Origin of the sequence: Streptomyces sp. NPDC012827 (genome assembly GCF_042900905.1) — a bacterium.
GTDB lineage: Bacteria > Actinomycetota > Actinomycetes > Streptomycetales > Streptomycetaceae > Streptomyces > Streptomyces gulbargensis.
This window is the reverse complement of the sequence record NZ_JBIBBY010000009.1, coordinates 139,915-163,948: the sequence shown is the minus strand read 5'-3', so window position 1 is coordinate 163,948 and position 24,034 is coordinate 139,915. Positions and strand designations below refer to the sequence as shown.

The 24,034-nt window shown below is 71.8% G+C and carries 19 protein-coding genes and 1 pseudogene; 5 read left to right on the top strand and 15 right to left on the bottom strand.

Translation table 11 applies throughout. The features are described 5' to 3' along the window. Positions 1-326: 326 nt before the first annotated feature. Entirely contained in the window at positions 327-1,478 is a 1,152-nt protein-coding gene (locus ACFY60_RS20905) for a serine hydrolase domain-containing protein (RefSeq protein ID WP_388612307.1), read from the bottom strand. Between the two features lie 576 nt (positions 1,479-2,054). On the opposite strand from ACFY60_RS20905, the gene ACFY60_RS20900 reads away from it, so the two are divergent. Beyond that, positions 2,055-5,177, top strand: a complete 3,123-nt coding sequence (locus ACFY60_RS20900; protein WP_388612306.1) for a BTAD domain-containing putative transcriptional regulator — start codon at positions 2,055-2,057, stop codon at positions 5,175-5,177. A 333-nt stretch (positions 5,178-5,510) separates the two neighbouring features. Here ACFY60_RS20900 and ACFY60_RS20895 read toward each other — a convergent pair whose 3' ends face one another. Both ACFY60_RS20895 and ACFY60_RS20890 read right to left on the bottom strand, forming a co-directional pair. After that, positions 5,511-6,344 (bottom strand): alpha/beta fold hydrolase, encoded by an 834-nt coding sequence (locus tag ACFY60_RS20895; RefSeq protein ID WP_388612304.1) that lies wholly within the window; start codon positions 6,342-6,344, stop codon positions 5,511-5,513. A gap of 294 nt (positions 6,345-6,638) precedes the next feature. Then, a complete protein-coding gene (locus ACFY60_RS20890; protein WP_388612302.1) occupies positions 6,639-7,475 on the bottom strand; it encodes an alpha/beta fold hydrolase in 837 nt (278 codons plus the stop codon). Positions 7,476-8,351: 876 nt separating this feature from the next. Here ACFY60_RS20890 and ACFY60_RS20885 point away from each other — a divergent pair. Continuing rightward, positions 8,352-8,933 carry a sigma-70 family RNA polymerase sigma factor gene (locus tag ACFY60_RS20885; RefSeq protein WP_388612300.1) on the top strand — a complete coding sequence of 194 codons (582 nt, stop codon included), beginning with the start codon at positions 8,352-8,354 and terminating at the stop codon, positions 8,931-8,933. Between the two features lie 239 nt (positions 8,934-9,172). Here ACFY60_RS20885 and ACFY60_RS20880 read toward each other — a convergent pair whose 3' ends face one another. From ACFY60_RS20880 to ACFY60_RS20865, 4 genes and pseudogenes are all read right to left on the bottom strand, one after another. Next, positions 9,173-9,646: a Dps family protein gene (locus ACFY60_RS20880; RefSeq protein ID WP_388612298.1), complete on the bottom strand. Its 474-nt coding sequence runs from the start codon at positions 9,644-9,646 to the stop codon at positions 9,173-9,175. Positions 9,647-9,987: 341 nt separating this feature from the next. Then, positions 9,988-10,206, bottom strand: a pseudogene (locus ACFY60_RS20875) (ATP-binding protein); the annotation flags it as partial. A 91-nt stretch (positions 10,207-10,297) separates the two neighbouring features. Next, positions 10,298-11,626 carry a class I SAM-dependent RNA methyltransferase gene (locus tag ACFY60_RS20870; protein ID WP_388612296.1) on the bottom strand — a complete coding sequence of 443 codons (1,329 nt, stop codon included), beginning with the start codon at positions 11,624-11,626 and terminating at the stop codon, positions 10,298-10,300. A 59-nt stretch (positions 11,627-11,685) separates the two neighbouring features. Next, on the bottom strand, positions 11,686-13,737 hold the full coding sequence (locus ACFY60_RS20865; RefSeq protein WP_388612295.1) for an APC family permease: 2,052 nt from the start codon (positions 13,735-13,737) through the stop codon (positions 11,686-11,688). Positions 13,738-13,971: 234 nt separating this feature from the next. Here ACFY60_RS20865 and ACFY60_RS20860 point away from each other — a divergent pair, with 234 nt between their 5' ends. Both ACFY60_RS20860 and ACFY60_RS20855 read left to right on the top strand, forming a co-directional pair. Continuing rightward, entirely contained in the window at positions 13,972-14,640 is a 669-nt protein-coding gene (locus ACFY60_RS20860) for a TrkA family potassium uptake protein (RefSeq protein WP_309054590.1), read from the top strand. Further along, complete coding sequence (locus tag ACFY60_RS20855; protein ID WP_388612293.1) at positions 14,640-15,317, top strand: potassium channel family protein; 678 nt, start codon at positions 14,640-14,642, stop codon at positions 15,315-15,317. Before ACFY60_RS20860 ends, ACFY60_RS20855 begins: the two co-directional genes overlap by 1 nt. A gap of 168 nt (positions 15,318-15,485) precedes the next feature. Here ACFY60_RS20855 and ACFY60_RS20850 read toward each other — a convergent pair whose 3' ends face one another. The 7 genes from ACFY60_RS20850 to ACFY60_RS20820 all read right to left on the bottom strand — a co-directional run bounded on the left by ACFY60_RS20850 (position 15,486) and on the right by ACFY60_RS20820 (position 22,353). Continuing rightward, positions 15,486-16,307 (bottom strand): DUF3159 domain-containing protein, encoded by an 822-nt coding sequence (locus ACFY60_RS20850; RefSeq protein ID WP_388612291.1) that lies wholly within the window; start codon positions 16,305-16,307, stop codon positions 15,486-15,488. Positions 16,308-16,310: 3 nt separating this feature from the next. Beyond that, positions 16,311-16,709 (bottom strand): OB-fold nucleic acid binding domain-containing protein, encoded by a 399-nt coding sequence (locus tag ACFY60_RS20845; protein WP_388612290.1) that lies wholly within the window; start codon positions 16,707-16,709, stop codon positions 16,311-16,313. Between the two features lie 58 nt (positions 16,710-16,767). After that, positions 16,768-17,454: a response regulator gene (locus ACFY60_RS20840; protein ID WP_388612288.1), complete on the bottom strand. Its 687-nt coding sequence runs from the start codon at positions 17,452-17,454 to the stop codon at positions 16,768-16,770. Between the two features lie 130 nt (positions 17,455-17,584). Next, positions 17,585-20,131: a DUF4118 domain-containing protein gene (locus ACFY60_RS20835; RefSeq protein ID WP_388612286.1), complete on the bottom strand. Its 2,547-nt coding sequence runs from the start codon at positions 20,129-20,131 to the stop codon at positions 17,585-17,587. Between the two features lie 356 nt (positions 20,132-20,487). Continuing rightward, the gene (locus ACFY60_RS20830) at positions 20,488-21,255 is read right to left on the bottom strand and encodes a DUF3710 domain-containing protein (RefSeq protein WP_388612284.1); all 768 of its coding nucleotides are present in this window, start codon (positions 21,253-21,255) and stop codon (positions 20,488-20,490) included. A gap of 1 nt (position 21,256) precedes the next feature. Further along, positions 21,257-21,769, bottom strand: a complete 513-nt coding sequence (gene dut / locus ACFY60_RS20825) for a dUTP diphosphatase (protein WP_388612282.1) — start codon at positions 21,767-21,769, stop codon at positions 21,257-21,259. After that, positions 21,769-22,353, bottom strand: a complete 585-nt coding sequence (locus ACFY60_RS20820) for a PaaI family thioesterase (protein WP_309054681.1) — start codon at positions 22,351-22,353, stop codon at positions 21,769-21,771. Before ACFY60_RS20820 ends, dut begins: the two co-directional genes overlap by 1 nt. Before the next feature lie 58 nt (positions 22,354-22,411). Between ACFY60_RS20820 and ACFY60_RS20815 the strand changes: the two genes are divergently transcribed. Then, a complete protein-coding gene (locus ACFY60_RS20815) occupies positions 22,412-22,930 on the top strand; it encodes a DUF3093 domain-containing protein (RefSeq protein ID WP_388612280.1) in 519 nt (172 codons plus the stop codon). Between the two features lie 49 nt (positions 22,931-22,979). Here ACFY60_RS20815 and ACFY60_RS20810 read toward each other — a convergent pair whose 3' ends face one another. Further along, the gene (locus tag ACFY60_RS20810) at positions 22,980-24,032 is read right to left on the bottom strand and encodes a hypothetical protein (RefSeq protein WP_388612279.1); all 1,053 of its coding nucleotides are present in this window, start codon (positions 24,030-24,032) and stop codon (positions 22,980-22,982) included. Positions 24,033-24,034: the final 2 nt, after the last annotated feature.

Sequence of the window (24,034 nt, the reverse complement as noted above, 5' to 3'; positions counted from 1 at the left end):
GCCACGGCCCACGGCGGCATCGCAGGGACGCACGCGCGTCCAACCAGCGCAACGCGAGGAACGGCGGTCCGGTTCACCACGTGAGCGCCTTACTTCTGACACGGCCGCGGTCGCGGCGGAGCGCCGGAACCAAGCGCGCCCCGCCGGCCGGGGGCCGCCTGCCCACTCCAGCCCGAGGGTCATAAGCGTCTCGGGGCCCGCCCCGCAAGCCCCCGCGCGGCATGCGGCGTGAGAGCCGTCAACCGGCATCCGGTGGGCCTGACAGCGCGACTGAACGAGGTTCGCCGACCTTCGGCACAGTCGCGGCACCTCTCCAGTCCTTGAAGTCAGCAGGCGGTGGAGTCCAGGACTTCGTAGACAGTCCTGATGTAGTCGTGGGTGCGCTCCGATCCGAGGATTCCGTCGCCCAGCAGGTTCATCGTGTACGAGAACGTGACGCGCCGGTCGAGGTCCATCATGACGATCGAGCCGCCCCGGCCGACCCAGAAGCAGACTCTTCCGGTGGGCATGTGCGGCATGGTCCTCGCATCGGCGAGCGCGAAACCCATGCCCCAGCGCACGGGAACGCCCAGGAACAGGTCGACCCCGTCCGCCTGTACGTCGAGGACCTTCTCCGCCGTCTCCTCGGAAATGAGCCGCAGGCCGTTCACCTGGCCTCGTCGAGAGATCACGGAGAGGGCGCGGGCCATGCCTCGTGCGTTGCCGTGGCCGTTGACCGCGCCGAGTTCGGCACGGCGCCACCGAGGAGTGTCGACGTGCTCGTCCCTGGCGGGGCTTCCGAGCAAGGTCTTGGTGAAGATCCCCTCGGGATCGAGGCCCGCGGGTATTCCGGAGAGCTGTGACGGGGGCACCAGTTCGGCGATGCGCGGCCAGTCGGCCTGCCGCGCGCCGATCTGGACGTCGGCCTGCGCCGGTTTGGCGATCTCCGTGTCGACGAACTCGGTCAGGGTGCGGCCGCTGACTCGCCGGACGAGCTCTCCCACGAGCTGTCCCTGGGTCTGCACGTGATAGCCGGAGGCGCTGCCCGGTTCCCACCAGGGCGCCTGCGCGGCCAGCCGGGCGCTGGCGGTAGGCCGGTCGTACAGATCGTCCATGGTGAACGGCTGCTGCCAGCCGGAGAGCCCCGAGGTGTGTGCCAGGACGTGCCGCACCTCGACGTCCTGCTTGCCCTGAGCGGCGAATTCGGGCCAGTAGTGCGCGACCGGGCGGTAGAGATCCAGTGCCCCTCTGTCGACGAGGACGAGGGCCGCCAGACTGCTCAGGGTCTTGGTGGTCGACCACAGGTTGACCAACGTGTCCTGGTGCCACGGGACGGCCCGCGCTTCGTCGGCGTGCCCGCCCCACAGGTCGACTTCCATGACTCCGTCGACGTCCACGGCGATCGACGCCCCCAGCTCCTCGCCGGACTCCAGGTGCGCTGCCAGCGCCGCTCGGACCGGTTCGAACCGGGCGGTGCTCGTTCCTTCGACAGGGACCATGTCTTCTCTCCACTCCTGACGACGACCGTTCGCTCACCGAACGGAGCGGATGTCGTGCCGGTTCACGCGTTGCCGCAGGTGAAGGGGTGTCTGCTCGGACGCACCCTGGCGGGACCTGGCCTGTGGAGATCACCTGCACCGGCCACGTGGCGCGGAGGCCCGTGGTTCAGCAGGCCGGAATCCGCGACGCCTTCGCGGGATGGCCGTTCCGGCGCCCGGCCAGGGATGGACCTGTTGCGGATCGCCCCAGCCTGTACGGCACTCCGCAGGCCGGGCCCGGCTGGACGAGGAAGGCATCCAGCGCATGGCCGCCTCCGAAGCCTTTGAAGGGATCATGCCGATCGGGGTCCTGCTAATGTCCCGTGTGGTACGCGGGAAGGGGACGACGGGGTCCTCGCCGCTCCGATCACCTGAGCAGCCCCCACCTCGGCGGTCGGGTCACCGCGACGGGATCACGTGGTCCGGTTTTCGTCACAGCGGGAGCGGGTCGCCCCCCGCGGCCACGGGGCATGGTCATGTACGTGCTTCCGACGGTGGCGTCGGCGAGCGGGATTCTGGATGAGTACGGTGGCAGGCGTGGGACAGGATCTCGACTTCGGACTGCTGGGTCCGCTGGTGGTACGGCGGGCGGGGGCGGTACTCGATCCGGGCCGGCGCCGACAACGGCTGCTGCTGGTCCGCCTGCTGCTCGACGACGGCCGGGCGGTCGCTCCGCAGACGCTGTGCGACGAACTGTGGCCGCAACAGCCGGGCCGGACACCGGACGCAGCGATGGGCTCCCTGCACGCCCACGTCAGCAAGGTGCGCGCGGTCCTGGAACCCCGGCACCTGCGCCGGAAGGGCACCTACGAGGTGCTGGTCACCGAACCCCTGGGCTACGCCCTGCGGGTGCCGCCGGAAAGCCGTGACACCGTACGCTTCGAGCGGGCCGTCGCCCGGGCACACCGGTTCATGGACCTAGGGCGTCCCGAACGCGTCGTGGACGAGGCGCGAACAGCCCTGGAGATGTGGCGCGGCCCCGCGTTCGCCGACGCCGCACACCACCTGTTCGCCGTCAACGAAGCTGCGCGCCTGGAAGAACTGCGCCAGTCCACCCGTGAGATCCGGGCCACTGCCCTGCTCCTGCAAGGACGGGTCGTCGAGGCCCTGGACGCGGCACAGGAGATGACCGCGGAGCACCCCCTGCGGGAAACCGGCTGGGCCCTGCTGCTGCGCGCCTTGTACCTGGCAGGCCGGCACCCCGAGGCACTTCAGCGCTACGCGGACCTGCGCCGGCACCTCGCCGAGGAGCTCGGCCTCGAACCCGGCCCGACCCTGCGCGCGCTGCACCACGGCATCCTCCACCACGACCTGCCGCCCCTCCGCCCAGCCGATGAGCCGAACAGGTTCGGCACGGCATCCGTATCCGGAGCGAGTACCGGCGACGGGCGCGATCCGCTCGGGCCGAACACGTCCGGGACGCCGGAGGAGGACGGAGCGGCCACGTCCGCGGGCCCGGCCGACGAAGGGCCGACCGGCGCCGGTGATCGGCCCGATGCGCGTCGCGACCCGGCCGCGGATGTCGAGGGAATTATGCCCACGCCCCGGATGCGTCCTGCACAACTGCCGCGTAGTCTGACGGTGTTCGCGGGACGCGAGGCCGAGGGCGCGTGGCTGTCGGCCGCGAGTGGTGTGCCTGCCCGGTCCGGAACGACAGCTGCCTCCGCCGTCGTCATCAGTGGGGCTCCCGGGGTCGGCAAGACCACCTTTGCCGTCCACCACGCCCACCGCATAGCCTCCTCTTTCCCCGACGGACAGCTTTTCGTCGACCTGTGCGGTTTCCACCCCCACGCGCCCGCCGTCGAACCCGGCCACGCTCTGCGCGGCTTCCTGACCGCCCTCGGCGTTCCCGCCCAGCGCATCCCGGAGGACACCCCGGGCCGCAGCACGCTCTTCCGCAGCCTCCTCGCCGACCGGCAGGTCCTCGTCGTCCTGGACAACGCCCGCGACGAGCGACAAGTGCGCCCTCTGCTGCCCGGCGGAGGGGGCTGCCTCACGCTGGTCACCAGCCGCAACCAGCTTCCCGGGCTGATCACCACCGACGGCGCCCGGCCCCTTGCCCTCCCTCTGCCCTCGCAGGCGGAGGCCCACCAAGCCCTCGAACGACGCCTGGGTACCGAACGAGTGGCCGCCGAGCCCGCCGCGACGGCCGACATCATCCGTCTGTGCGGACGGCTTCCCCTGGCCATGGCGGTGGTCGCCGCCCGCGCCGAACTCGATCCGTCCTTCCCCCTTCACGCCATCGTCGACGACCTCCGGGACACCGATGGCCTGGATGCGTTCAGCGGCTTCGACTCCACCACCGACGTACGCGCCGTCTTCTCCTGGTCCTACCGGTCCCTGGACGAACCCACAGCCCGGCTCCTGCGCCTCCTGGCCCTGCACCCCGGCCCCCACATCACCGCCCCCGCCGCCGCCAGCCTCACCGGTCTGCCCCTCGCCCGAACCCGCCGCGCCCTCGCCGGCCTGGTCGGCTCCTGCCTCGTGGAACAGCCGCTGCCCGGCCGTTACGGCCTGCACGACCTGCTGCGCGGCTACGCCACCGAACTCGCCCACGCCCACGACACCGTCCAGGAACGCCATCACGCCACCCTCCGGGTCCTGGACCACTACATGTTCACGGCCCACGACGCGAACCAGCTCCTCAAACAGGACACGCCGCCCGACCTCGACCTCGGTGCGCCCGGCCCGGGCGTCACCCCGGAGAGCCTCACCACCGTCGGGCAGGCGACCCGATGGCTGACCGCCGAACACCGGGTGCTGACCGGCCTGCTCCACACCGCCGTCGACCAGAAGCTGGACCACCACACCACCGGCCTTGCCTGGTCCCTCAAGGAGCATCTCAACCGCCAGGAATTCTGGCCCGAGGCCATCACCGCGCTGACCCCCGCCCTCGACGTGGCCCGGCGCCGGAACAACCTTCTCGAAGAAGGCCGTTGCCTGCGCCACCTCGGCCACATCCACGCCTATCTCGGCCACCAGGAGCAAGCCCTTCACCATCTGCGACGCGCCACCACGATCTTCGAAGAGCTCGACGCGACCGGCGAACAGGCCCGAGCCCACTACGTCAGGGCGTGCGCGCTGTTCCTGTTCGGCCGGATTCAGGAGGCCGTGACGTTCTCCGAACGGGGACTGGAGCTGTCCCGGAAGACAGGTGAGGAGTTGTGGCTGGCCGAGTGCCTCGTCGAGCTCGGCTGGTTCCACTCCAACCTCGGGAACCTCGAGAAGAGCCTCTCGTACAGCGAGGAGGGCATCGCCTTGTTCCGGCGCCTGGGCGCGCCGTGGCAGCTGGCCCAGGCCTGGGACATCCTGGGTTACACCCTCCGTATGCTCGGCCGTCACGAGGAATCGGTGGCCACCTACCAGCGGGCGACACGGGCGTTCGAGGAGCTGGGCGACCACAGGAACGCCGTCGGCTCACTGATGCGGCTGGGCGACACCCGGCTGGCGCTGGGTGACCGGGAAGGCGCGCGGGCGGACTGGGTCCACGCCCTCGAAAGGGCCGACGCGCGCGCCATGTCCCACAGTGCCCAGCAGGTCCGCGACCGGCTCACCGCCCTGGACAGGGGGGTGGACCCCGCACCCGCCGTGCCGGAGAGAGCGGCCGCGTGTCACGGTCATGAGCTTCCGACTCCGAGAAGCGGCCGTCCCGCGGCTTAGGCTTCTTCCATCGCCCCGAAGAGTTGCGGCTGCCGAGCGGCCCGTCCGGGGCGACGTCCGGCCTCACACCGGAGGCCGGACCGGGACGCCTTCGAGGCGAGCCCGAACGCGGCGACGAGGGCGGGCTCCGGCCGTCCGCCCGGCTCTTTCGCTGCCCGGACGGCGAGGGAGCGTCCGGAAGCGCGGTCATCGCCGCCGGCACGGTGGTCACCGTGGTGCGTCCTTCTTCTCCGGCTGCGGTGGGCGGCGAAGACGGCGCCCCGTCACCGTTCGACGGTGACGGGGCACGTGCGGGTCGCCTTCCGGCCCGTGGGAGACCGCCGGCCTCCGGGGCTACTTGGCGAGGAAGGCGAGGAGGGCGTCGGTGACCTCCTGGGCGTGGGTCCACAGCAGGCCGTGCGGGGCACCCTCGACGACGACGTAGTCGGCCTGCGGGAGCGCCTTGTGGAAGAGCTCGCCGGTTGCTTCGATGGGCAGGATGCGGTCGGCGGTGCCGTGCAGGATCAGTGCTGGCACGTCTATCTTCCGGATGTCGGAACGGAAGTCGGTGGTCCACGTGGAGACGCAGGCCAGCGAGGCGTACCAGGAGGCTCCGGCGGCCACGTTCCAGCTGTTGCGGACGGCCTCCTCGCTGATCCGGGTGCCGAGGTTCTCGTCCAGATTGTAGAAGTCCTGGTAGAACGCGCTGAAGTAGGCGTACCGGTCGGCGGTGACGGCCTGCTTGATGCCCTCGAAGACGCTCCCGTCGACACCTTCGGGGTTGTCGTCGGTCTTGAGCAGGAACGGCTCCAGTGAGGCGAGGAAGGCGGCCTTGGCGACCCGCGCCGAGCCGTAGGTGCCGAGGTAGCGGCCGACTTCGCCGGTGCCCATGGAGAACCCGACGAGAACGGCGTCGTGGAGGTCGAGGGTCTCCATGACGGTGTTCAGGTCGGCGGCGAAGGTGTCGTAGTCGTAGCCGGTGGTGGGCTGGCCGGAGCGGCCGAATCCGCGCCGGTCGTAGGTGATGACACGGTGGCCGGCATCCAGCAGGGCCGCAGCCTGCTTCTCCCAGGAGTGGCCGTCGAGCGGGTAGCCGTGAATGAGCACGACCGGCTGCCCGGCACCGTGGTCCTCGTAGTAGAGGTCGATGGTGGTGGAGTTCTCCTGGCCGACGGTGATGAACGGCATGGTTGGTGCTGCCTCTCGTTGCGGGTTGTGGCGCGGGATGGTGGTGCGCGGTCGGTGCAGGCCGCGACCTCGGTCGACCGGCGTCGCGTCTGCCATACCGGAAACGGGGACGGGGTGGGCGCGGTTCACATCTGGACGAAGGGGATTACTGACGCGGCCGGAATGCAAGGGGGCATCAGCGACCTCTTGGCGTCGGTCCGCAACGGACCCCGCGACGCGCGCTTCCGACCGGGCGCTCCGCCGGCGGAAGCGCCCGGTCGGAACGACTCCCGTGACCGGACCGGCAGGTCCCGGTCAACGGACCGTACGAGCCGCCTTCTCCACGATGCGGGCGACGGCGTCGGGACGCGAGACGGACACCGCGTGCGAGGCGTCGATCTCGGTCGTACGGGCGTGCGCCCGGGCCGACATGAAGCGCTGGGCCGCCACGGGGATGTTCTGGTCCTCGGTGGTGACCAGCGACCAGGAGGGAATCGTCCTCCAGGCGGCACGGGTGGAGTTCTCCTCCAGCGCGGCGGCGGCGATCGGACGCTGCCCGGTGGCCATGAGCCTCGCCTTGTCCACGGGGACGTCGGCGGCGAACTGCTGGTGGAACTTGTCCGGCTTGATGAAGACGTCGGCGCCCGAGGCTCCGTCGGGAAGCGTGTAGTTCACCGGAGCGATGACCTGGCCGAGGGTGCTGCCGGGAAACTTGTTCGTCAGACCCAGCGAGTTCTCGCCCGTGTCGGGCAGGAACGCGGCGATGTAGACAAGCGCCTTGACCTTCTCCTCCAGGCCCGAGGCGGCCTGGCTGATGACGGTGCCTCCGTAGGAATGGCCGACCAGGACAACCGGGCCGTCGATGTGCTCGACGACGCTGCGCAGGTAGGCGGCATCGGTGGCCGGACCGCGCAGGGGGTTGGCGGCGGCCACCACCGGGTAGCCGGCCCGCTGCAGTCGCTCGACGACCCCGTCCCAGCTGGAGGCGTCGGCGAACGCCCCGTGCTCCAGCACGATCGTCGGCCGGACCGGCTGGCGGGGCGCCGCGCCGGCCGTGCCGGGCAGGGTGATCGTCGTGACGGAGAGGCCCACGGCCGCGACGCCGAGCAGGGTGACCAGACGGGCGGGTCTGGCCGGTCGGTTGATACGCATCTTCGATGTCCTTCTGTGTGCGGGCCGTAGCCCTGAGAGGACGGGGCCGGCAAGACGAACCGGCTCCGGCGGGAAATGGGGCACGACGTCACATTGCGATCAACTGAGTCGTGCGCGGTGAAATTGGCGTGTGACTTCGTTCTGTCTGAGCGAACGGTGGTGGCTCCGGAGCCTGGCCCGCCCTGCCGACTGCCGCCACAACAGCCGACAGGGCTGATGTCCGGTCAGGGCTTTCCTACGGCCGGACGTCACTGCTTCCTACGAACAATCCCGCACTGCGGTTCACCGACGGTGGCGTCCTCGGCTCCGGCCCCCTCCGGGTCCCGGACCACTGCATTCGACGGCCGACGAAGCCGGCTTGTCCTGTTCGAGCAGGGGTCACCACCCGGCCTCGGCCTCGGTTCCCGGCACGGGCGTCGTCCCGGAAGACGTCCACCACCGTCGAACAGGCACGCCTGTGGTTCGCCGACAGGCACCGGGTACTGGCCGGACAGCTGCGGACCGCCGTCGGCCGTCCCTCCACCCCCACCGGCCTCGCGTGGTCGCCGAAGGAGCACCCGCACGCCAGGAGTGGAGCCCGAGGCGATCTCCTCGCCGGCCCTCGCCCCTGGAAGTGGCACAGCGCCAGGCCACCGCCCCCTGCCAGGAAGCACTGGGCGTGAGGCCCAGTGCTCGGACAGCGTGGGCCGTGCCCCACATCGACCCGACCGGTACGAGGAGGCGGCGGGCGAGCCGAGAGCCGGCGTCATGGAGCGACGAGCAGCGCGACAAGGAGACGACAAGGTTCCGCAAAGGGGTCCCGCCGAGTGTGGAGCCACTCCCCCGCGCAAGCGGGAGAGCACGCCACGGAACACTCGAACAGAATTGGCACCACCCATGAACGGGACCATGAAGGCGGGGACGGCCACCCTCGCTCCGAGTCGGCCACACCTCCGGCACGTCGCTTCGGAGACCGACCACGACGCCTTCGTACGAGACGTCTACGAGCAATACGGTCCTCTGCTCGTCCGGTACGCCGCCCGACTGCTGGACGGCGACTGGCACAGAGCGGAGGACATCCTCCAGGAGACCGCGGCGCGCGCCTGGAAACACGCCCCGTTCCTGAGCACCCGCAGTGAACACATCCGACCGTGGCTTTTCACCGTGGTCAGGAACCTGGTGATCGACCATCATCGGGCACGGCAGATCCGGCCACTGGATCTGATGGCCGTCGAGGACCTGACCACCTCCTGGGACGCCACGGAGTCCACGATCACCTCCCATGCAGTGCTGGAGGCGCTGCGGGAGCTGAAGGAGCAGCACCGGACCGTCATCCGTCTCATGTACTACCTGGAATGCAGCGTGGCCCAGGCGGCCGAGCACCTCGGCATCCCGCCCGGCACCGTCAAGAGCCGTGCCTTCTACGCCGCGCGGGCCATGCGCAAGGCTTTGGAGAGGCAAGGCGTGCTCGGCACATAGCTCGTGTTCCGGCTGCGGCAGGGGGGCGTCGGTACCCGTGCGAGGGACTGACCGGTGGTGGCCGACCGGGTCGCGGCCACGCTCCTCCAGCTCGGCCTCCGGGGCTGGCGCGGCATTCTGCCCGCCGGTCGGCGTGGACCTCTCCTCCCACCCGGGCTGCCCACGAGGTGTGCGCCCCCTCCGGTGGCGCCGCAGTCGACGACCGGCGGTCACCCCGTCCGACAGCACGCGCGACCTTGTCAGGCGCGGTTCTCCGCCTGGAACATCCAGGACTGCTTCTCCAGTTCGGCGGTCAGTCCGATGAGCAGATCCTGGCTCACGGCGTCCACCGGACCGGTCGCCTCGATGCGTTCCCGCACCCTCCCGATGACCGCGGAGAACGCCTGCACCAGCGCGTCGACGGCGTTGCCGTCCTTCGTCCAGCCCGACGGGAAGGCGGGCAAGCCGCTGGTACCCGCGATGGTGCCCGCTCGTCCGTCCGGACTCACTCCCAGCGCAGCCGCGCGTTCGGCCACCGTGTCCGCGTGATCGCGTGCGATCGCGGCGACCTCGTCGAGCTGGACGTGCACTGATCGGAAACGGGGACCGTACAGGTTCCAGTGGGCCTGCTTGGCCACCAGGGACAGATCGAGCAGGTCGACCAGGGTCGCCTGGAGGGCCGCGCCGGCGATCTCGCGATCGCCCTCCGGCAGTGGGCTGTTGATCATCGTCATGGGTCTGCGGTCCTTTGGAGTGGCGTCGGCATCATGAGAAGGAGGCCGACAGGTTGCCGTCTGGATGAACACCGGCCATCACGCGCACCCGCTGGGAGCGCCGACGGCCTCGGCCCTGTGTACGGCCGCGGACCCTGAAGGGTTCAGCCCCTGCACGTTCGTCCTGTGCCTCAGACGTGCGTCGAGACACCGCGCCACACGCACGTAACGCCGTCAAGTAATCGGCGAAAGGCCGGTCCAGCACCCTACTGAGCAGGCTCCGGAACCGCCACGCACTCCACGTCGGGCCATGGGGAACATGGAGGTCCACAGCAGGTCAAAGAAAACCGCAGGTCGGCTCGTCAGCTCTTGACGGCCTGTGGGATCTGCAGGGCGGCCCGGGCGGGCGTGAGGTGCGGTGTCGACGATCTCGGCCTCGGCGTGCGGCCGCGTGTGGGCCGGGTCGGTGTACGGCTCAAGGTACGGAGACGGCATGGGGAGTCGGGGCCAGGAACAGTGTCGCCCGCGATGCGTCCGCGGAGGGTGTCCTGGTCGGCATGGACGTGCTGCGCAAGGCCGGAGGGTCGCACTGCGTCGCCCGTGCGCCACGTGTGTCAGGTATCGCACCCAACGCACGTGACGCCCATGACGCACGCTCAGGAAAACGCCAGGTCAGCGGCCCTTTGCGGCAGGCTCCAGGATCGCCACGCACTCCACGTGGTGCGTCATCGGAAACAGGTCGAACGCCCGCAGCGTGCGGACGCGGTAGCCGTTGTCCGCGAAGTAGGCGAGGTCGCGGGCGAGGGCGGCGGGGTCGCAGGCGACGTAGGCGATGCGGCGGGCGCCGAGGGTGGCGAGGTGGTGGACGGTGGACCTGCCGGCGCCGGCGCGCGGGGGGTCCAGGACGATGAGGTCGACGTCGGTGATGCCCGTGCGCGGGAGGACCGCTTCGACCTTGCCCTGTTCGATGCGGACCCGGGGGTAGTCGGCCAGGTTGTGGCGGGCGTCCTCGACGGCGCGCTTGCCGGACTCGATGCCGAGGATCGCGCCCTTGTCGCCGACGCGGTCCGCGAGGGCGCCCGCGAAGAGGCCGACGCCGCAGTAGAGGTCGAGGGCGGTCTCGCCCTTGCGGGGCATGAGGCCCTGCATGACGGCGAGGACGAGGGTCTGGGCGGCCTTCGGGTGGACCTGCCAGAAGCCGCCGTCGCCGACGCGGTAGGTGCGGTCGTCGGCGCGCTCGCGGACGAAGGCGCGGCCGTGGACGCGGTGGACGGCCTTGTCCCGCTCGCCGATACGCATCACGGAGACCGGCTTGTCGAGCTCGACGAGAGGCAGGCGGGCGCCGGGGCGGGGGGTGAGGATGACCTGGCGGTCGCCCGAGCCGGAGGCGGCGATGGCCTCGATCGAGGCCATGCCCTCCCAGGTGCGGGCCTCGATGCCGAGCTCCGACACACCCTCGGCGGCGATCATGCAGTGGTCGATGACCTGGACGTCGTGCGAGCGGTGCTTGCGCAGGCCGGCGTGGCCCTCGGCGTCGACGGCGTACTGGACGCGGGTGCGCCACTGCGGGACCTCGCCCGGGGGCAGCTTGTCGCCCTCGGCGGGCATGACGGTGCCGTCCCAGCCGGCCTCCTCGGGGGTCAGGCCGGCGAGCCGCTCGAGCTGCTCGGCGATGACCTCGCCCTTGAGGCGGCGCTGGGCGCCGGGCTTGGCGTGCTGCCAGTCGCAGCCTCCGCACTTGCCCGGGCCCGCGAACGGGCAGGGCGCCTCGACGCGGTCCTTCGAGGCCTCCAGGATCTCGACGGCGTCGGCGCGCAGGAAGCGCGAGGTCTCGTCGCCCTCGGTGACGCGGACGCGGACCTTCTCGCCGGGGAGGGTGTGGCGGACGAAGAGGACGCGGCCCTCCTCGGTGCGGGCGATGCAGTGGCCGCCGTGGGCCACCGGGCCGACCTCGACCTCGTACTCCTGGCCGATCAGCGACGGGACGGGGGCGTTCTGCATGACCGGGGACTCCAGGGGAAGAAGAAGGTGGGCTGCCGTACGGACGGCAGCCCACCAGTCTAGTTGCTCTTTCCCGCCGGTTCCTTCGCCCGTTTTTCGACGGGCCCGCGGCGGACGGAGCCCGGCGCGTTCCACTCCTGGCGCTTGCGGGCCCGGCGCTTCGCGGCCTCGGAGGAGCGGAGCTGGTACGGGACCGAGGTCACCATCACGCCCGGTGTGAACAGCAGCCGGCCCTTGAGGCGCAGGGCGCTCTGGTTGTGCAGCACGTGCTCGTACCAGTGGCCCACGACGTACTCCGGGATGTACACGGAGACGGCGTCCCGCGGGCTCTCGTGCCGCAGGTTCTTCACGTACTCGATGACGGGCCGGGTGATCTCGCGGTACGGGGAGTCGAGGATCTTCAGCGGCACGTTGATGCCGCGCCGCTCCCACTCCTCCTTGAGCGCCTTGGTCTCGGCCGGGTCCACGTTCACGGTCAGCGCCTCCAGCTCGCCGGCGTGCATGAGCTTGGCGTAGGCGAGGGCGCGCAGGGTGGGCTTGTGGAGCTTGGAGACGAGGACGATCGAGCGGACCCGGGAGGGGCGCACGTACTCGTCGGGGCGTTCCTCGGCGGCGGCGATCTCGGCGGCCACGGAGTCGTAGTGCCGGCGGATCGCGGTCATCGTCACGTAGAAGATCACCATGCCGAGGAGGGCGACCCAGGCGCCGTGGGTGAACTTGGTGGCGAGGACGACCACGAGGACGAGGCCGGTGAAGAAGGCGCCGAAGGCGTTGATCGCACGCGAGCGGATCATCCGCCGGCGCTTGGCCGGGTCCCGCTCGGCCTTCAGGTGCCGGTTCCAGTGCCGGACCATGCCGATCTGGCTGAGGGTGAAGGAGACGAAGACGCCGACGATGTAGAGCTGGATCAGCCGTGTCGAGTCGGCGCCGTAGATCCAGACGAGGAGCGCGGCGGCGCCGGCCAGGAGCACGATGCCGTTGGAGAAGGCGAGCCGGTCGCCGCGGGTGTGCAGCTGGCGCGGCAGGTAGCGGTCCTGGGCGAGGATCGAGCCGAGGAGCGGGAAGCCGTTGTACGCCGTGTTGGCGGCCAGGAAGAGGACGAGGGCGGTCGCGGCGGCGAGGACGACGAAGAGGAAGGTCTCGTCGCCGAAGACGGCGGCGGCGACCTGCGAGATCACCGGGTCCTGCACGTACTCGGGGCCGACGGGCACCCCGTCGCGCAGCAGGTCCTGGGCGGGCTTCTCGGCCATGCGCACGTCGGTGGCCATGGCCAGGAAGATGATGCCGCAGAACATGGTGACGGCGAGGCCGCCCATGAGGGCGAGGGTGGTGGCGGCGTTCCTCGACTTCGGCTTGCGGAAGGCCGGGACGCCGTTGGAGATGGCCTCGACGCCGGTGAGGGCCGCGCAGCCGGAGGAGAAGGCGCGCAGCAGCAGGAAGACCAGGGCGAAACCGGCCAGGCCCTGGTGCTCGGGCTTGATCTCGAAGGCGGCGGTGGGGGCCTTCATGGTGTCGCCGAGGACGATGCCCCGGTACGCGCCCCAGGCGATCATGAGGAAGACGCCGGCGACGAAGACATACGTCGGGATGGCGAAGAGGGTGCCCGACTCCTTGACGCCGCGCAGGTTCATCAGCGTCAGGAGCACGATCACGGCGACGGCCGAGGCCACCTTGTGCTCGACGATGAAGGGCACGGCGGAGCCGAGGTTCTCGATGCCCGAGGAGATCGAGACGGCGACGGTGAGGACGTAGTCGACGAGCAGCGCGCTCGCGACGGTCAGGCCGGCCTTGGGCCCCAGGTTGGTGTTGGCGACCTCGTAGTCGCCGCCGCCGCTCGGGTACGCGTGCACGTTCTGCCGGTACGAGGCGACGACCGTGAACATCAGGACGACGACCGCGAGCGCGATCCAGGGGCTGAAGTGGTACGCCGACAGGCCCGCGATGGAGAGGACCAGCAGCACCTCGCCTGGTGCGTACGCCACCGAGGACAGCGGGTCGGAGGCGAAGACGGGGAGGGCGACCCGCTTGGGAAGGAGGGTTTCTCCCAGCCTGTCGCTGCGCAGGGCCCGCCCGATCAGGATGCGTTTGGGCACGTCGGTCAGTTTGGACACGGAGAGGATCGTAAGCGTTCGAAAAGGGCCATGTGCATCGGCACCCCCGATGCGCACCGAATCTCCCTGACTACCACCTCGGATGCGGTCCCGGCCATCGTTGCCGCTTAAGCTCGGACCGGGCAACCCGGCAAGGGCGTTGCCCGCCGTGGCCCGGGCGATCGGGCGAGGAAAGTTGTGAGCAGGGTGTTTTCGCAGGTCAGCAGGGCGATCAGGAGTGCGGGGTAAGGGGACGTGCACATCGTCATCATGGGCTGCGGGCGAGTGGGAGCCGCTCTCGCGCAGACGCTCGAACAGCAGGGCCACACCGTCGCGGTGGTGGACCAGGACCCGACGGCTTTCCGCCGTCTGGGCTCGGGCTTCGGCGGCCGGCGCGTCACCGGTGTCGGCTTCGACCAGGACACCCTGCGTGAGGCGGGCATCGAGGAGGCCGGCGCCTTCGCCGCGGTGAGCAGCGGCGACAACTCCAACATCATCGCCGCCCGGGTGGCCCGCGAGATGTTCGGCGTCGAGAACGTCGCCGCGCGCATCTACGACCCGCGCCGTGCCGAGGTCTACCAGCGTCTGGGCATCCCGACGGTGGCCACGGTCCGCTGGACCGCCGACCAGATGCTGCGCCGGCTGCTGCCCTCGGGCGCGGAGCCGCTGTGGCGGGACCCGAGCGGCGGTGTCCAGCTCGCCGAGGTGCACACCTCCCCCGCCTGGATCGGCCACAAGATCAGCACGCTGCAGGAGGAGACCGGCGTCCGTGTCGCGTTCCTCACCCGGCTGGGCGAAGCGGTCCTGCCGACTTCCCAGACGGTGCTCCAGGAAGGTGATCTGGTGCACGTGATGATGCGTACGGAGGACATCGCGAAGGTCGAGGCGGTCTTCGCCGAGGGTCCCGAGGAGGGCGGTCACTGATGCGTGTCGCAATTGCGGGCGCGGGCGCGGTGGGCCGTTCCATCGCCGGCGAGCTGCTCGAGAACGGGCACGAGGTGCTGCTGGTCGACAAGGCGCCGACCGCCATCTCGGTGGAGCGGGTGCCGCAGGCCGAGTGGCTGCTCGCCGACGCCTGCGAGATCACCTCGCTCGACGAGGCCGCGTTGCAGCGCTGCAACGTGGTGATCGCGGCGACCGGCGACGACAAGGTGAACCTGGTCGTGTCGCTGCTCGCCAAGACGGAGTACGGCGTGCCGCGGGTCGTCGCCCGCGTCAACAACCCGAAGAACGAGTGGCTGTTCACCGAGGCCTGGGGGGTGGACGTCGCGGTGTCGACGCCGCGCCTGATGTCGGCCCTGGTGGAGGAGGCGGTGAGCGTCGGCGACCTGGTCCGGCTGCTCCGTTTCAGCCACGGCGACGCCAACCTGGTGGAGCTCACGCTGCCGCCGGAGTCGGCCATCGCGGGGACGGCGGTGGGTGACGTGGCCTGGCCCCAGGACACCTCCCTCGTCACCATCATCCGCGGCTCGCGGGTTCTCACCCCGAGCGCGGAGGAGACGCTGGAGGCGGGCGACGAGCTGCTGTTCGTGGCCGCCCAGGCGCGCGAGGAGCAGCTGGAGGATCTGCTGTCCGTCCGCCGGGAGCTCACCGAGGACTGAGGCGGGCGGGGGGCATGCCGCCGGGGCCGTACGACCGCCGGTCCCCCGCGGCCCGGCGCCGTACCACCGCCCGTGCCCCCCCAGCTCACGCGAAAGGGCCCGGACCCCGTCGTCACCGACCGGGTCCGGGCCCTTCCCGCGTGTGCGGGTACGGCGGCGTGGTGGCCGTCAGGCCTCGGGGCCGTCCCCGGTGCCGGGGCGCGGCGCCGCCGCGGCGGCCTTGCGCTCCTTCTCGGCGCGCTCCTCCGCCTCCATCTCGGCGAAGACGTCGATGGGCGGCGGAGCCTTCGCCAGGAAGACCCAGGTCAGGTAGACGGCGAGCAGGAACGGCGGGATCTTCAGGGCGACCGACACCCAGCCGAACTTGGTGGGGTCGGCCCACCAGTACAGGGGGAAGAGGATCGCGCACTTGCCGAGGAGGATCAGGCCCCAGGCCCAGCTGGCCTTCGCGTAGGCCTTCTTCCGTCCGGGGTTACGGGTGCGCCAGGAGAGGTTCTCCTTGAAGACCGGGCCGAGGATGAGGCCGATCAGCGGGACGCCGGCGAGGGTGGTGACGATGTACGCCAGGGCGAGACCCAGGGTGTACAGCATGCCCGGCAGGTAGAAGTCCTTCGCGTTGCCCGTCATCATCGCGAAGACGACACCGAAGGCGACGCCGAAGACGCCGCTGAAGGCGTGCTTGACGGTGTCGCGGCGGATCAGCCGGACGGCGACGAGGACCAGCGAGACGGCCAGGGCGGCGACGGCCGAGACGTGCAGGTTCTTGTTGACCGTGAAGATCGTGACGAACAGCAGGCCGGGCAGCACCGTCTCGATCATGCCCCGCAGGCCGCCGAAGGCCTCGAACAGGGCGGCCTCGGTCACCGCCTTGTCGGCCTGCGCGGACTGGTCCACCGATCCGGCGGGGCCCGTCGGTCCCGTCCGGCCGGTGGGGTCCGTCGGGCCGAGCGGGCCCGTCGGGTCGGCCGTCGGCTTGTCGAGAGACGTCACCGGCTACTCCTGTCCGAGCGGTCGGAGCTCGTATTTGGGGTTGAAGAGGACGCGCCGGCCGTGGCTCAGGGAGATCCGGCCGGAGGCGATCAGCCTGCGGCCGGGCTCGATGCCCACGATGGACCGCCGGCCCAGCCACACGACGTCCAGCGGTGCCGTGCCGTCGAACAGCTCGGCCTCCAGCGCGGGTACACCGGCCCGCGGACGCAGCGTCACCGTGCGCAAGGTACCAGTCACCTTGACTATCTGGCGGTCGGAGCACTTGGCGATGGCCGTGCACCCCGACGCCTGGGCGTCCTCCTGGAGCTCCTCCGTCTCCAGGTCCTCCGGCGAGGAGGACAGCCGGTCGAGCATCCGGCGGAACCGCCCGGCCGGCTTCTCTGTACGCGGTGCAGCACTCATACAGAAAGCGTACCGGCCACCACCGTCACGGGACCCGGCCCGTCGGGCCGCGTTCGCTTCAGCGTTCGAAGCGGTATCCCATGCCCGGTTCGGTGACGAAGTGGCGCGGGTGCGAGGGGTCGCTCTCCAGCTTCCGCCGCAGCTGCGCCATGTACACGCGCAGGTAGTTGGTCTCGGTGCCGTACGAGGGCCCCCAGACCTCCTGCAGGAGCTGCTTCTGGCTGACGAGCCGGCCGCTGTTGCGGACGAGGACCTCCAGGAGGTGCCATTCGGTGGGGGTCAGCCGGACGTCCCGGCCGTCCCGGTGGACCTTCTTGGCGGCGAGGTCGACGGTGAAGCCGTCGGTCTCCACCACGACGATCCCGTCGTCGGCGCCGCCGACCGGTTCCGCGCGCCGGACGGCGGCCCGCAGCCGGGCGAGGAGCTCGTCCATGCCGAAGGGCTTGGTGACGTAGTCGTCGGCGCCCGCGTCGAGGGCCTCCACCTTCTCGTCGGAGGTCTGCCGCGCGGAGAGGACGAGGATCGGGACGCGGGTCCAGCCGCGCAGGCCGCGGATGACCTCGACCCCGTCCATGTCGGGCAGGCCGAGGTCGAGGACGACCACGTCGGGGTGGCGTTCGGCGGCGAGCCGGAGCGCGGTGGCGCCGTCGGGCGCCGCGTCGACCTCGTACTTCCGCGCCCGGAGGTTGATCACCAGGGCGCGGACGATCTGCGGCTCGTCGTCGACCACGAGGACCCGGGTCATGGCTGGGGGCCTTCCTTCTGCTGCGTTGCCGTGGGAGTGGCGGGGCGGGCGGTACGGGGGCGGGCGGTGGTACGGCGTCGGCGGTACGGCCCTGGGGCCGGCGCCCGGCTCCGGGACCGCGCCTCGCGGCTCAGGTCACCGCCCGCTCCGGGAGGCCGGTGACCGGCGGCGGGGCTCCGCGCGGCGCGGCCCTGAGGGTGAGGACCATGGTGAGGCCGCCGCCCGGGGTGTCCTCGGCGCCGAGCGTGCCGCCCATGGCCTCCACGAAGCCGCGTGCCACGGCGAGCCCGAGGCCGACGCCCGCCCCGCGCGGGGCGTCGCCGAAGCGCTGGAAGGGCTCGAAGATGCCGTCCTTGCCCGCGTCGGGCACGCCGGGGCCGCGGTCGACGACCCGCAGCTCGACCCGCTGCCCGATCGTGCTGGCGGCGACGGCCACCGGCACGCCCTCGGGGCTGTACTTCACGGCGTTCTCGACGATGTTGGCGACCGCGCGCTCCAGGAGGCCCTTGTCGACCTCGACCATGGGGAGCGATTCGGGGATGTCGAGCTCGGCGCTGCCGTCGGGAACCCCGCCGAGGGCCATCGGGACCACCTCGTCCAGGTCCACGGCCCGGATGAGGGGCGTGACGGTGCCGGTCTGGAGCCGGGACATGTCGAGCAGGTTCCCGACGAGGTGGTCGAGGCGGTCGGCGCCGGCCTCGATGCCGGCGAGGAGTTCGGCCCGGTCCTCGTCGGACCACTCGACGTCGTCGGAGCGCAGGGAGGTGACGGAGGCCTTGATGCTCGCGAGCGGGGTGCGCAGGTCGTGGCTGACGGCGGCCAGGAGCGAGGTGCGGATCTTGTTGCCCTCGGCGAGTTTGCGGGCCTCCTCCGCCTCGCCGACGAGCCGCTGCCGGTCGAGCACGACGGCCGCCTGGGCGGCGAAGGCGCCGAGTACCCGGCGGTCCTCGGCCGGCAGCACCCGCCCGCTCAGGGCCAGGGCGAGGCGGTCGCCCACCGGCATGTCGACGTCCGCGTCCTCGGGCCGTACCGCGGGATGGGGTCCGACGCTGGCGGCGCAGGTCCACGGGCCGGTGCCCTCGGCCCGCTCCAGGAGGGCGGCCGACTCCATGGAGAAGGTCTCGCGGACCCGCTCCAGGAGGGCCTCCAGACTGGTCTCGCCGCGCAGCACGCTGCCGGCGAGGTAGGAGAGGACCTCGGACTCGGCGCGCAGCCGGGCCGCCTGGTGGGTGCGACGGGCGGCCAGGTCGACCACGGAGGCGACGGCCATCGCGACGCCGAAGAAGACGGCGATGGCGACGATGTTCTTGGGGTCGGCGACGGTCAGCCGGTGGACGGGCGGGGTGAAGAACCAGTTGAGGAGGAGGGAGCCGACGGCGGCCGAGGCGAGGGCCGGCGGGAGTCCGCCGAGCAGGGCGGAGGCCACGGTGAGGGCCAGGAAGAGGAGCATGTCGTTGGCGAGCCCGAGGTCCGCGTCGACATGGGTGAGGAGCAGGGCGAGCCCGACCGGTCCGGCGACGCCGGCGAGCCAGCCTCCGAGGATGCGGGAACGGCCGAGGCGGGCGCCGTGGGCGACGGGCAGCCCGCGCCCCTTGGCGACCTCGCTGTGGGTCACGATGTGGACGTCCAGGTCGGGGCCGGACTCCCGCGCCACGGTCTGTCCGACGCCGGGCCCGAGGACGTACTGCCAGGTGCGGCGTCTGCTGGAGCCGAGGACGATCTGGGTGGCGTTGACGCCGCGCGCGAACTCCAGCAGCGCGGAGGGTATGTCGTCCCCGATGACGTGGTGGAAGGTGCCGCCGAGGTCCTCGACGAGGGTGCGCTGGACGGCCAGTTCCTTCGGGGAGGCCGCGGTGAGGCCGTCGCTGCGGGCGATGTAGACGGCCAGGACCTCGCCGCCGGCGCCCTTCTCGGCCAGGCGGGTGGCGCGGCGTATCAGGGTGCGGCCTTCGGGGCCGCCGGTGAGGCCGACGACGATGCGCTCGCGGGCCTGCCAGGTCGAGCGGATGTTGTGCTCGCCCCGGTAGCGCTGGAGGTACTCGTCGACGCGGTCCGCCGTCCACAGCAGGGCCAGTTCGCGCAGGGCGGTGAGGTTGCCGGGGCGGAAGTAGTTGGAGAGGGCGGCGTCGACCTTGTCGGGGGTGTAGACGTTGCCGTGAGCCATGCGGCGGCGCAGGGCCTCGGGCGACATGTCGACCAGCTCGATCTGGTCGGCCCGGCGGACGATCTCGTCGGGGACGGTCTCCCGCTGCCGTACGCCGGTGATCGACTCGACCACGTCGCCGAGGGACTCCAGGTGCTGGATGTTGACGGTCGAGACGACGTCGATGCCGGCCGCCAGCAGTTCGGCCACGTCCTGCCAGCGCTTGGGGTTGCGGGAGCCGGGGACGTTGGTGTGGGCGAGTTCGTCCACCAGGGCGACGGCGGGCCGGCGGGCGAGGACGGCGTCGACGTCCATCTCGGGGAAGGTGGTCCCCCGGTACTCGATCTCGCGGCGCGGCAGCTGCTCCAGGCCGTGGAGCAGCACTTCCGTACGCGGGCGCCCGTGGTGCTCCACGAACGCCACCACGCAGTCGGTGCCGCGCTCCACCCGGCGGTGGCCCTCGGAGAGCATCGCGTACGTCTTGCCGACGCCCGGTGCGGCGCCGAGGTAGATCCGAAGCTTGCCGCGTGCCATGCCCCGACCCTACGTCCAGCCAATCGGACATTCCGCACCCGGGGAGGGCCCGCGGTCACGTCTTGACGTGATCCTGATGCGGGGCGGCCGGCGGCCGGCCCCTCCGGTCGGCAGCGGTCGGTTCGCCGCCGAGGGGACGCGGCCGTCGCCGGGTCGGGGAGGGTGGTCGTGCCGTGGCCGGAGGCCCTTCGAGCGCCACGCACGCGCCGCACGCGATGCCGGGGAGGCGCCGCGCGGGGCGCGGACGGCGGCGTCCGTGCCCCGGAACACAGCCGCAGGGCCGCCTCCCCGCGGCGTGTGCGCGTACGGAAGCGGCCCTGCGGCGAGGCGGGCCCGGTCGGAGCCGGGCCCGCGTGTCAGCGGACCTCGGTGATCTCCGGGCCGCGCTGGAGCTGGCCCATGCCGCCGGAGAAGCGGGAGCCCTCCTGCTCCTCCTGCTGCACGCCGTCCGGCACCATCTGGGCGTCGTTGGGCAGCTTCAGGACGATCGGGTCGCGGGGTGCCATCGGGCCGTCGCCGCGCACGACGACGGTGTCCCGGACGATCTGCTCCAGGAGGCCGGCGGCCTCGGGCTGCACCGCGCCCTGGCCGGAGATCACTCCGCGCAGGAACCAGCGGGGGCCGTCGACACCGACGAAGCGGACCAGCTGCACGCCCCGGTTGCCGTCGGGCAGCTGGACGGGGACCTGCGCGCGCAGCTCCCAGCCGAGCGGGCCCTCGACCTCCTCGATGGCACCGCCCTGCTGGACGATGCCGGTGGCGATCTCCTCGCGGACCTCGCCCCAGATGCCTTCCTTCTTCGGTGCGGCGAAGGCCTGCAGCTGTACGGCGCTGTCGCGCAGCACGACCGTGGCCGCGACGATCGCGTCGCCCGCGACCTCCACCCGCAGCTCCATGCCCTCGACACCGGGCACGAAGATTCCGCCGAGGTCCACGCGGCCCTCCTCGGGCCTGGCGACCTCGGAGATGTCCCAGGGACCGTCGGGCCGGGGCGCCGGCGGCAGGTTCACCCTGCGGGGCGCCTCGGCGCCCGCCGTGTCCTCGCCGTCCACCGCGTCGACGACCTGCTCGGCCTCGCCCGCCGCGTCGGCAGCGGCACCGCTTTTCTTGCGACGTCCGAACACGTCACTGTCCTTCCCGGTCGGATACGACCGAAGCGTATCGATTCCCACCCGTTGTGCCGTCCACGGCGGCATGACCGCCGGTGGACCCGAAGCCCCCCTCGGCCCGCGCGGAGCCGGGCAGCTCCGCCACCTCGTGGAAGCGGACCCGCTCGACCTGCTGGACGACCAGCTGGGCGATCCGGTCGAACCGTTCGAACCGGACGCTTTCGCGCGGGTCCAGGTTGACCACGATCACCTTGATCTCTCCACGGTACCCGGCATCCACCGTCCCCGGGGCATTCACGAGCGCGACGCCGCAGCGGGCGGCGAGTCCGGAACGGGGGTGCACGAAGGCGGCGTACCCGTCCGGCAGCGCGAGGGAAACCCCGGTGGGCAGGACGGCGCGTTCGCCGGGGGCGAGGACGGCGGCCTCGGTGGTCACGAGGTCGGCGCCGGCGTCGCCGGGGTGGCCGTAGGAGGGGATCGGGACGTCCGGGTCCACGCGGCGGATGAGGACGTCGACAGGGTTGCGCATCAGGGGTTCACCTCGAAGGCGCGGGCGCGCCGGACCTGGTCGGGGTCGGACATGGCGGCCCGGATCTCCTCCGGGCGGCCGTTGTCGATGAAGTGGTCGACCTTGACCTCGATGAAGAGGGCGTCGGCGCGGACGGCGACGGGGCCGTCGGGCCCGCCGATCCGGCCGGTGGCGGTCGAGTAGATCTTGCGGCCGTGGACGGCGGTGACCTCGGCGTCCAGGTGGAGCACGGTCCCGACGGGAACGGGCCGGACGAAGTCGGTCTCCAGCCGGCCGGTCACGGCGATGACCCGCAGCAGCCAGTTCAGGGAGCCGAGGGTCTCGTCGAGCGCGGTGGCGAGGACGCCGCCGTGCGCGAGCCCGGGGGCGCCCTGGTGGTCGGCGGTCACGGTGAACTCGGCGGTGACCGTGACACCCTCTCCCGCCCGGGCGTCCAGGTGCAGGCCGTGGGGCTGTCCGCCGCCGCACCCGAAGCAGTGCGCGTAGTGGGAGCCGAGCGGCTCGCCGGGGGCCGGCGCGTCGGCGTGGCGTACCGGCGCCACGGCGTCGGCCGGTGGGGTGAGGGCGGCAGATGTTGCGGTCACAGGCGCAGACCTTACCCGCGCGGCCGGGCGGGGGGCGCGCCGTGCCAAGCTTGGAGACATGCAGCAGCCTTCCGTGCCGTCCCCGGCGTCCTCGTCCCCGTCCCCCGCGGCGCCGGTGCCGCCCGCCGCGCCGCGTTTCGACGAGCGGCTGACCGCGCCCCGCTCGTGGTGGGTGATCGCGGGCCTGCTGGGCCTCTCCGGGGGCCTGGTGATGTTCCCGCTGGGTACGGTGCCGACGCTGGGCGGTGTGATCGCGGCGGCGGTGCTGGCCGGTGTGGCGGTCTCCTCGTACGGCTCCGCGCGGATCCGGGTGGTGGCCGGTTCGCTGGTGGCGGGCGACGCCCGGATCCCGGTCGCCGCGCTGGGGGCGGCCGAGGTACTGGACGCGGAGGAGGCGCGCGCCTGGCGCACGCACAAGGCCGACCCGCGCGCCTTCATGCTGATGCGCAGCTACGTGCCCCGGGCGGTGCGGGTCGAGGTGACGGACCCGGCGGATCCGACGCCGTACGTCTACCTGTCGAGCCGTGAGCCGGAGGCGCTGGTCGCCGCGCTGGACGCGGCGCGCGCCGAAGGCTGAGCCCTCGTACGGGCCCTCCGTTCCGCCGGGGGCCTCACAGGGGCGCGGCTCAGAAGCCGAGCTCCTTGGGGTTCTCGGGCTGGTCGAGCGCGGGCAGCTCCGGCAGGTCCTCCCAGGGGACCTGGCGGGCCCGCAGGTCCTTGCGGACGTGGGCGGCGAGCTTCTTGGTGTCGCGCCGGTTCATGACCGCTCCGACGGCCGCGCCCACCATGAAGGGGGCGAGGTTGGGCAGATTGCGCACCATGCGCTTCATGATCTGCTGGCGCAGTTCGCGCTTGAGCTGTCCGCCGAGTGCGGCGTTGACGGTGGTGGGCTTGGTCGGGTCGATGCCCCGCTCCTCCGCCCAGGCGGTCAGATAGGCGACCGAGCGCTGGGTGAGGCGGCCGGGGGGCCGCAGTCCGTACACCTCGTGCAGCTCGGCGATGAGTTTGAGTTCGACGGCGGCGACGCCGGTGATCTCCGCGGCGAGCTCGGCCGGCATGGCCGGGGGTACGGGCAGCATGGCGGCGGCTCCGACGCCCGCGCCGACGGTGGAGCTCGCGTTGGCGGCGCCCGCGACGAGCTTGTCGGCGATCTCCTCCGGGCCCAGGCCCGGGAACTGCCGGCGCAGGGTCTCCAGGTCGCGGACGGGAATCCGCGGGGCCAGGTCGATCAGCCGGTCGGCCAGGAGGCCGATGCCGGCCTTCGCGCCCTCTCCGCCTCGTCTGACGCCGTGCCGCACGCTTTCGGTGACGCCGCGCCGGACGGCGTCGATCCGCGACGACTCGGTCCTGAGTCGGTCGAGTCGCCCGCGCGCCGGGTCGGCCGGGCCTCCGGCGTCCGGTCGCCCGTCGCGCGCGGCGGCGGCCGGTACGCCCGGGGATGTGGTGTCCCGCTCCGCGGGAAGCGGTGCGGTACCCGGCTGCGGGGTCTCGGCGGCCGCTTCGAGCGAGGCCGAGGGGCCTCGCTCGTCGTCAGGTGCGCCGGGGGAGGGCAGGGGGGCGGTGCGCTCGGCTTCGGAGGCCTCGTGGGCGTCCTCCGCCGGGCCCGGGCCGCCCTTGTACGTCTTCGGCCTGCCGGGGAGCCGTAGACGCCGCTTCCGGGACGGTGTGTCGCCTGCCACGG

Coding starts and splice junctions, on each gene's coding strand:
- dut (WP_388612282.1), bottom strand. CDS start 21,769: ATGCGCAACCCTGTCGACGTCCTCATCCGCCGCGTGGACCCGGACGTC.
- ACFY60_RS20870 (WP_388612296.1), bottom strand. CDS start 11,626: ATGCAGAACGCCCCCGTCCCGTCGCTGATCGGCCAGGAGTACGAGGTC.
- ACFY60_RS20840 (WP_388612288.1), bottom strand. CDS start 17,454: ATGACCCGGGTCCTCGTGGTCGACGACGAGCCGCAGATCGTCCGCGCC.
- ACFY60_RS20815 (WP_388612280.1), top strand. CDS start 22,412: ATGCAGCAGCCTTCCGTGCCGTCCCCGGCGTCCTCGTCCCCGTCCCCC.
- ACFY60_RS20845 (WP_388612290.1), bottom strand. CDS start 16,709: ATGAGTGCTGCACCGCGTACAGAGAAGCCGGCCGGGCGGTTCCGCCGG.
- ACFY60_RS20855 (WP_388612293.1), top strand. CDS start 14,640: ATGCGTGTCGCAATTGCGGGCGCGGGCGCGGTGGGCCGTTCCATCGCC.
- ACFY60_RS20895 (WP_388612304.1), bottom strand. CDS start 6,344: ATGCCGTTCATCACCGTCGGCCAGGAGAACTCCACCACCATCGACCTC.
- ACFY60_RS20885 (WP_388612300.1), top strand. CDS start 8,352: ATGAACGGGACCATGAAGGCGGGGACGGCCACCCTCGCTCCGAGTCGG.
- ACFY60_RS20880 (WP_388612298.1), bottom strand. CDS start 9,646: ATGACGATGATCAACAGCCCACTGCCGGAGGGCGATCGCGAGATCGCC.
- ACFY60_RS20890 (WP_388612302.1), bottom strand. CDS start 7,475: ATGCGTATCAACCGACCGGCCAGACCCGCCCGTCTGGTCACCCTGCTC.
- ACFY60_RS20905 (WP_388612307.1), bottom strand. CDS start 1,478: ATGGTCCCTGTCGAAGGAACGAGCACCGCCCGGTTCGAACCGGTCCGA.
- ACFY60_RS20835 (WP_388612286.1), bottom strand. CDS start 20,131: ATGGCACGCGGCAAGCTTCGGATCTACCTCGGCGCCGCACCGGGCGTC.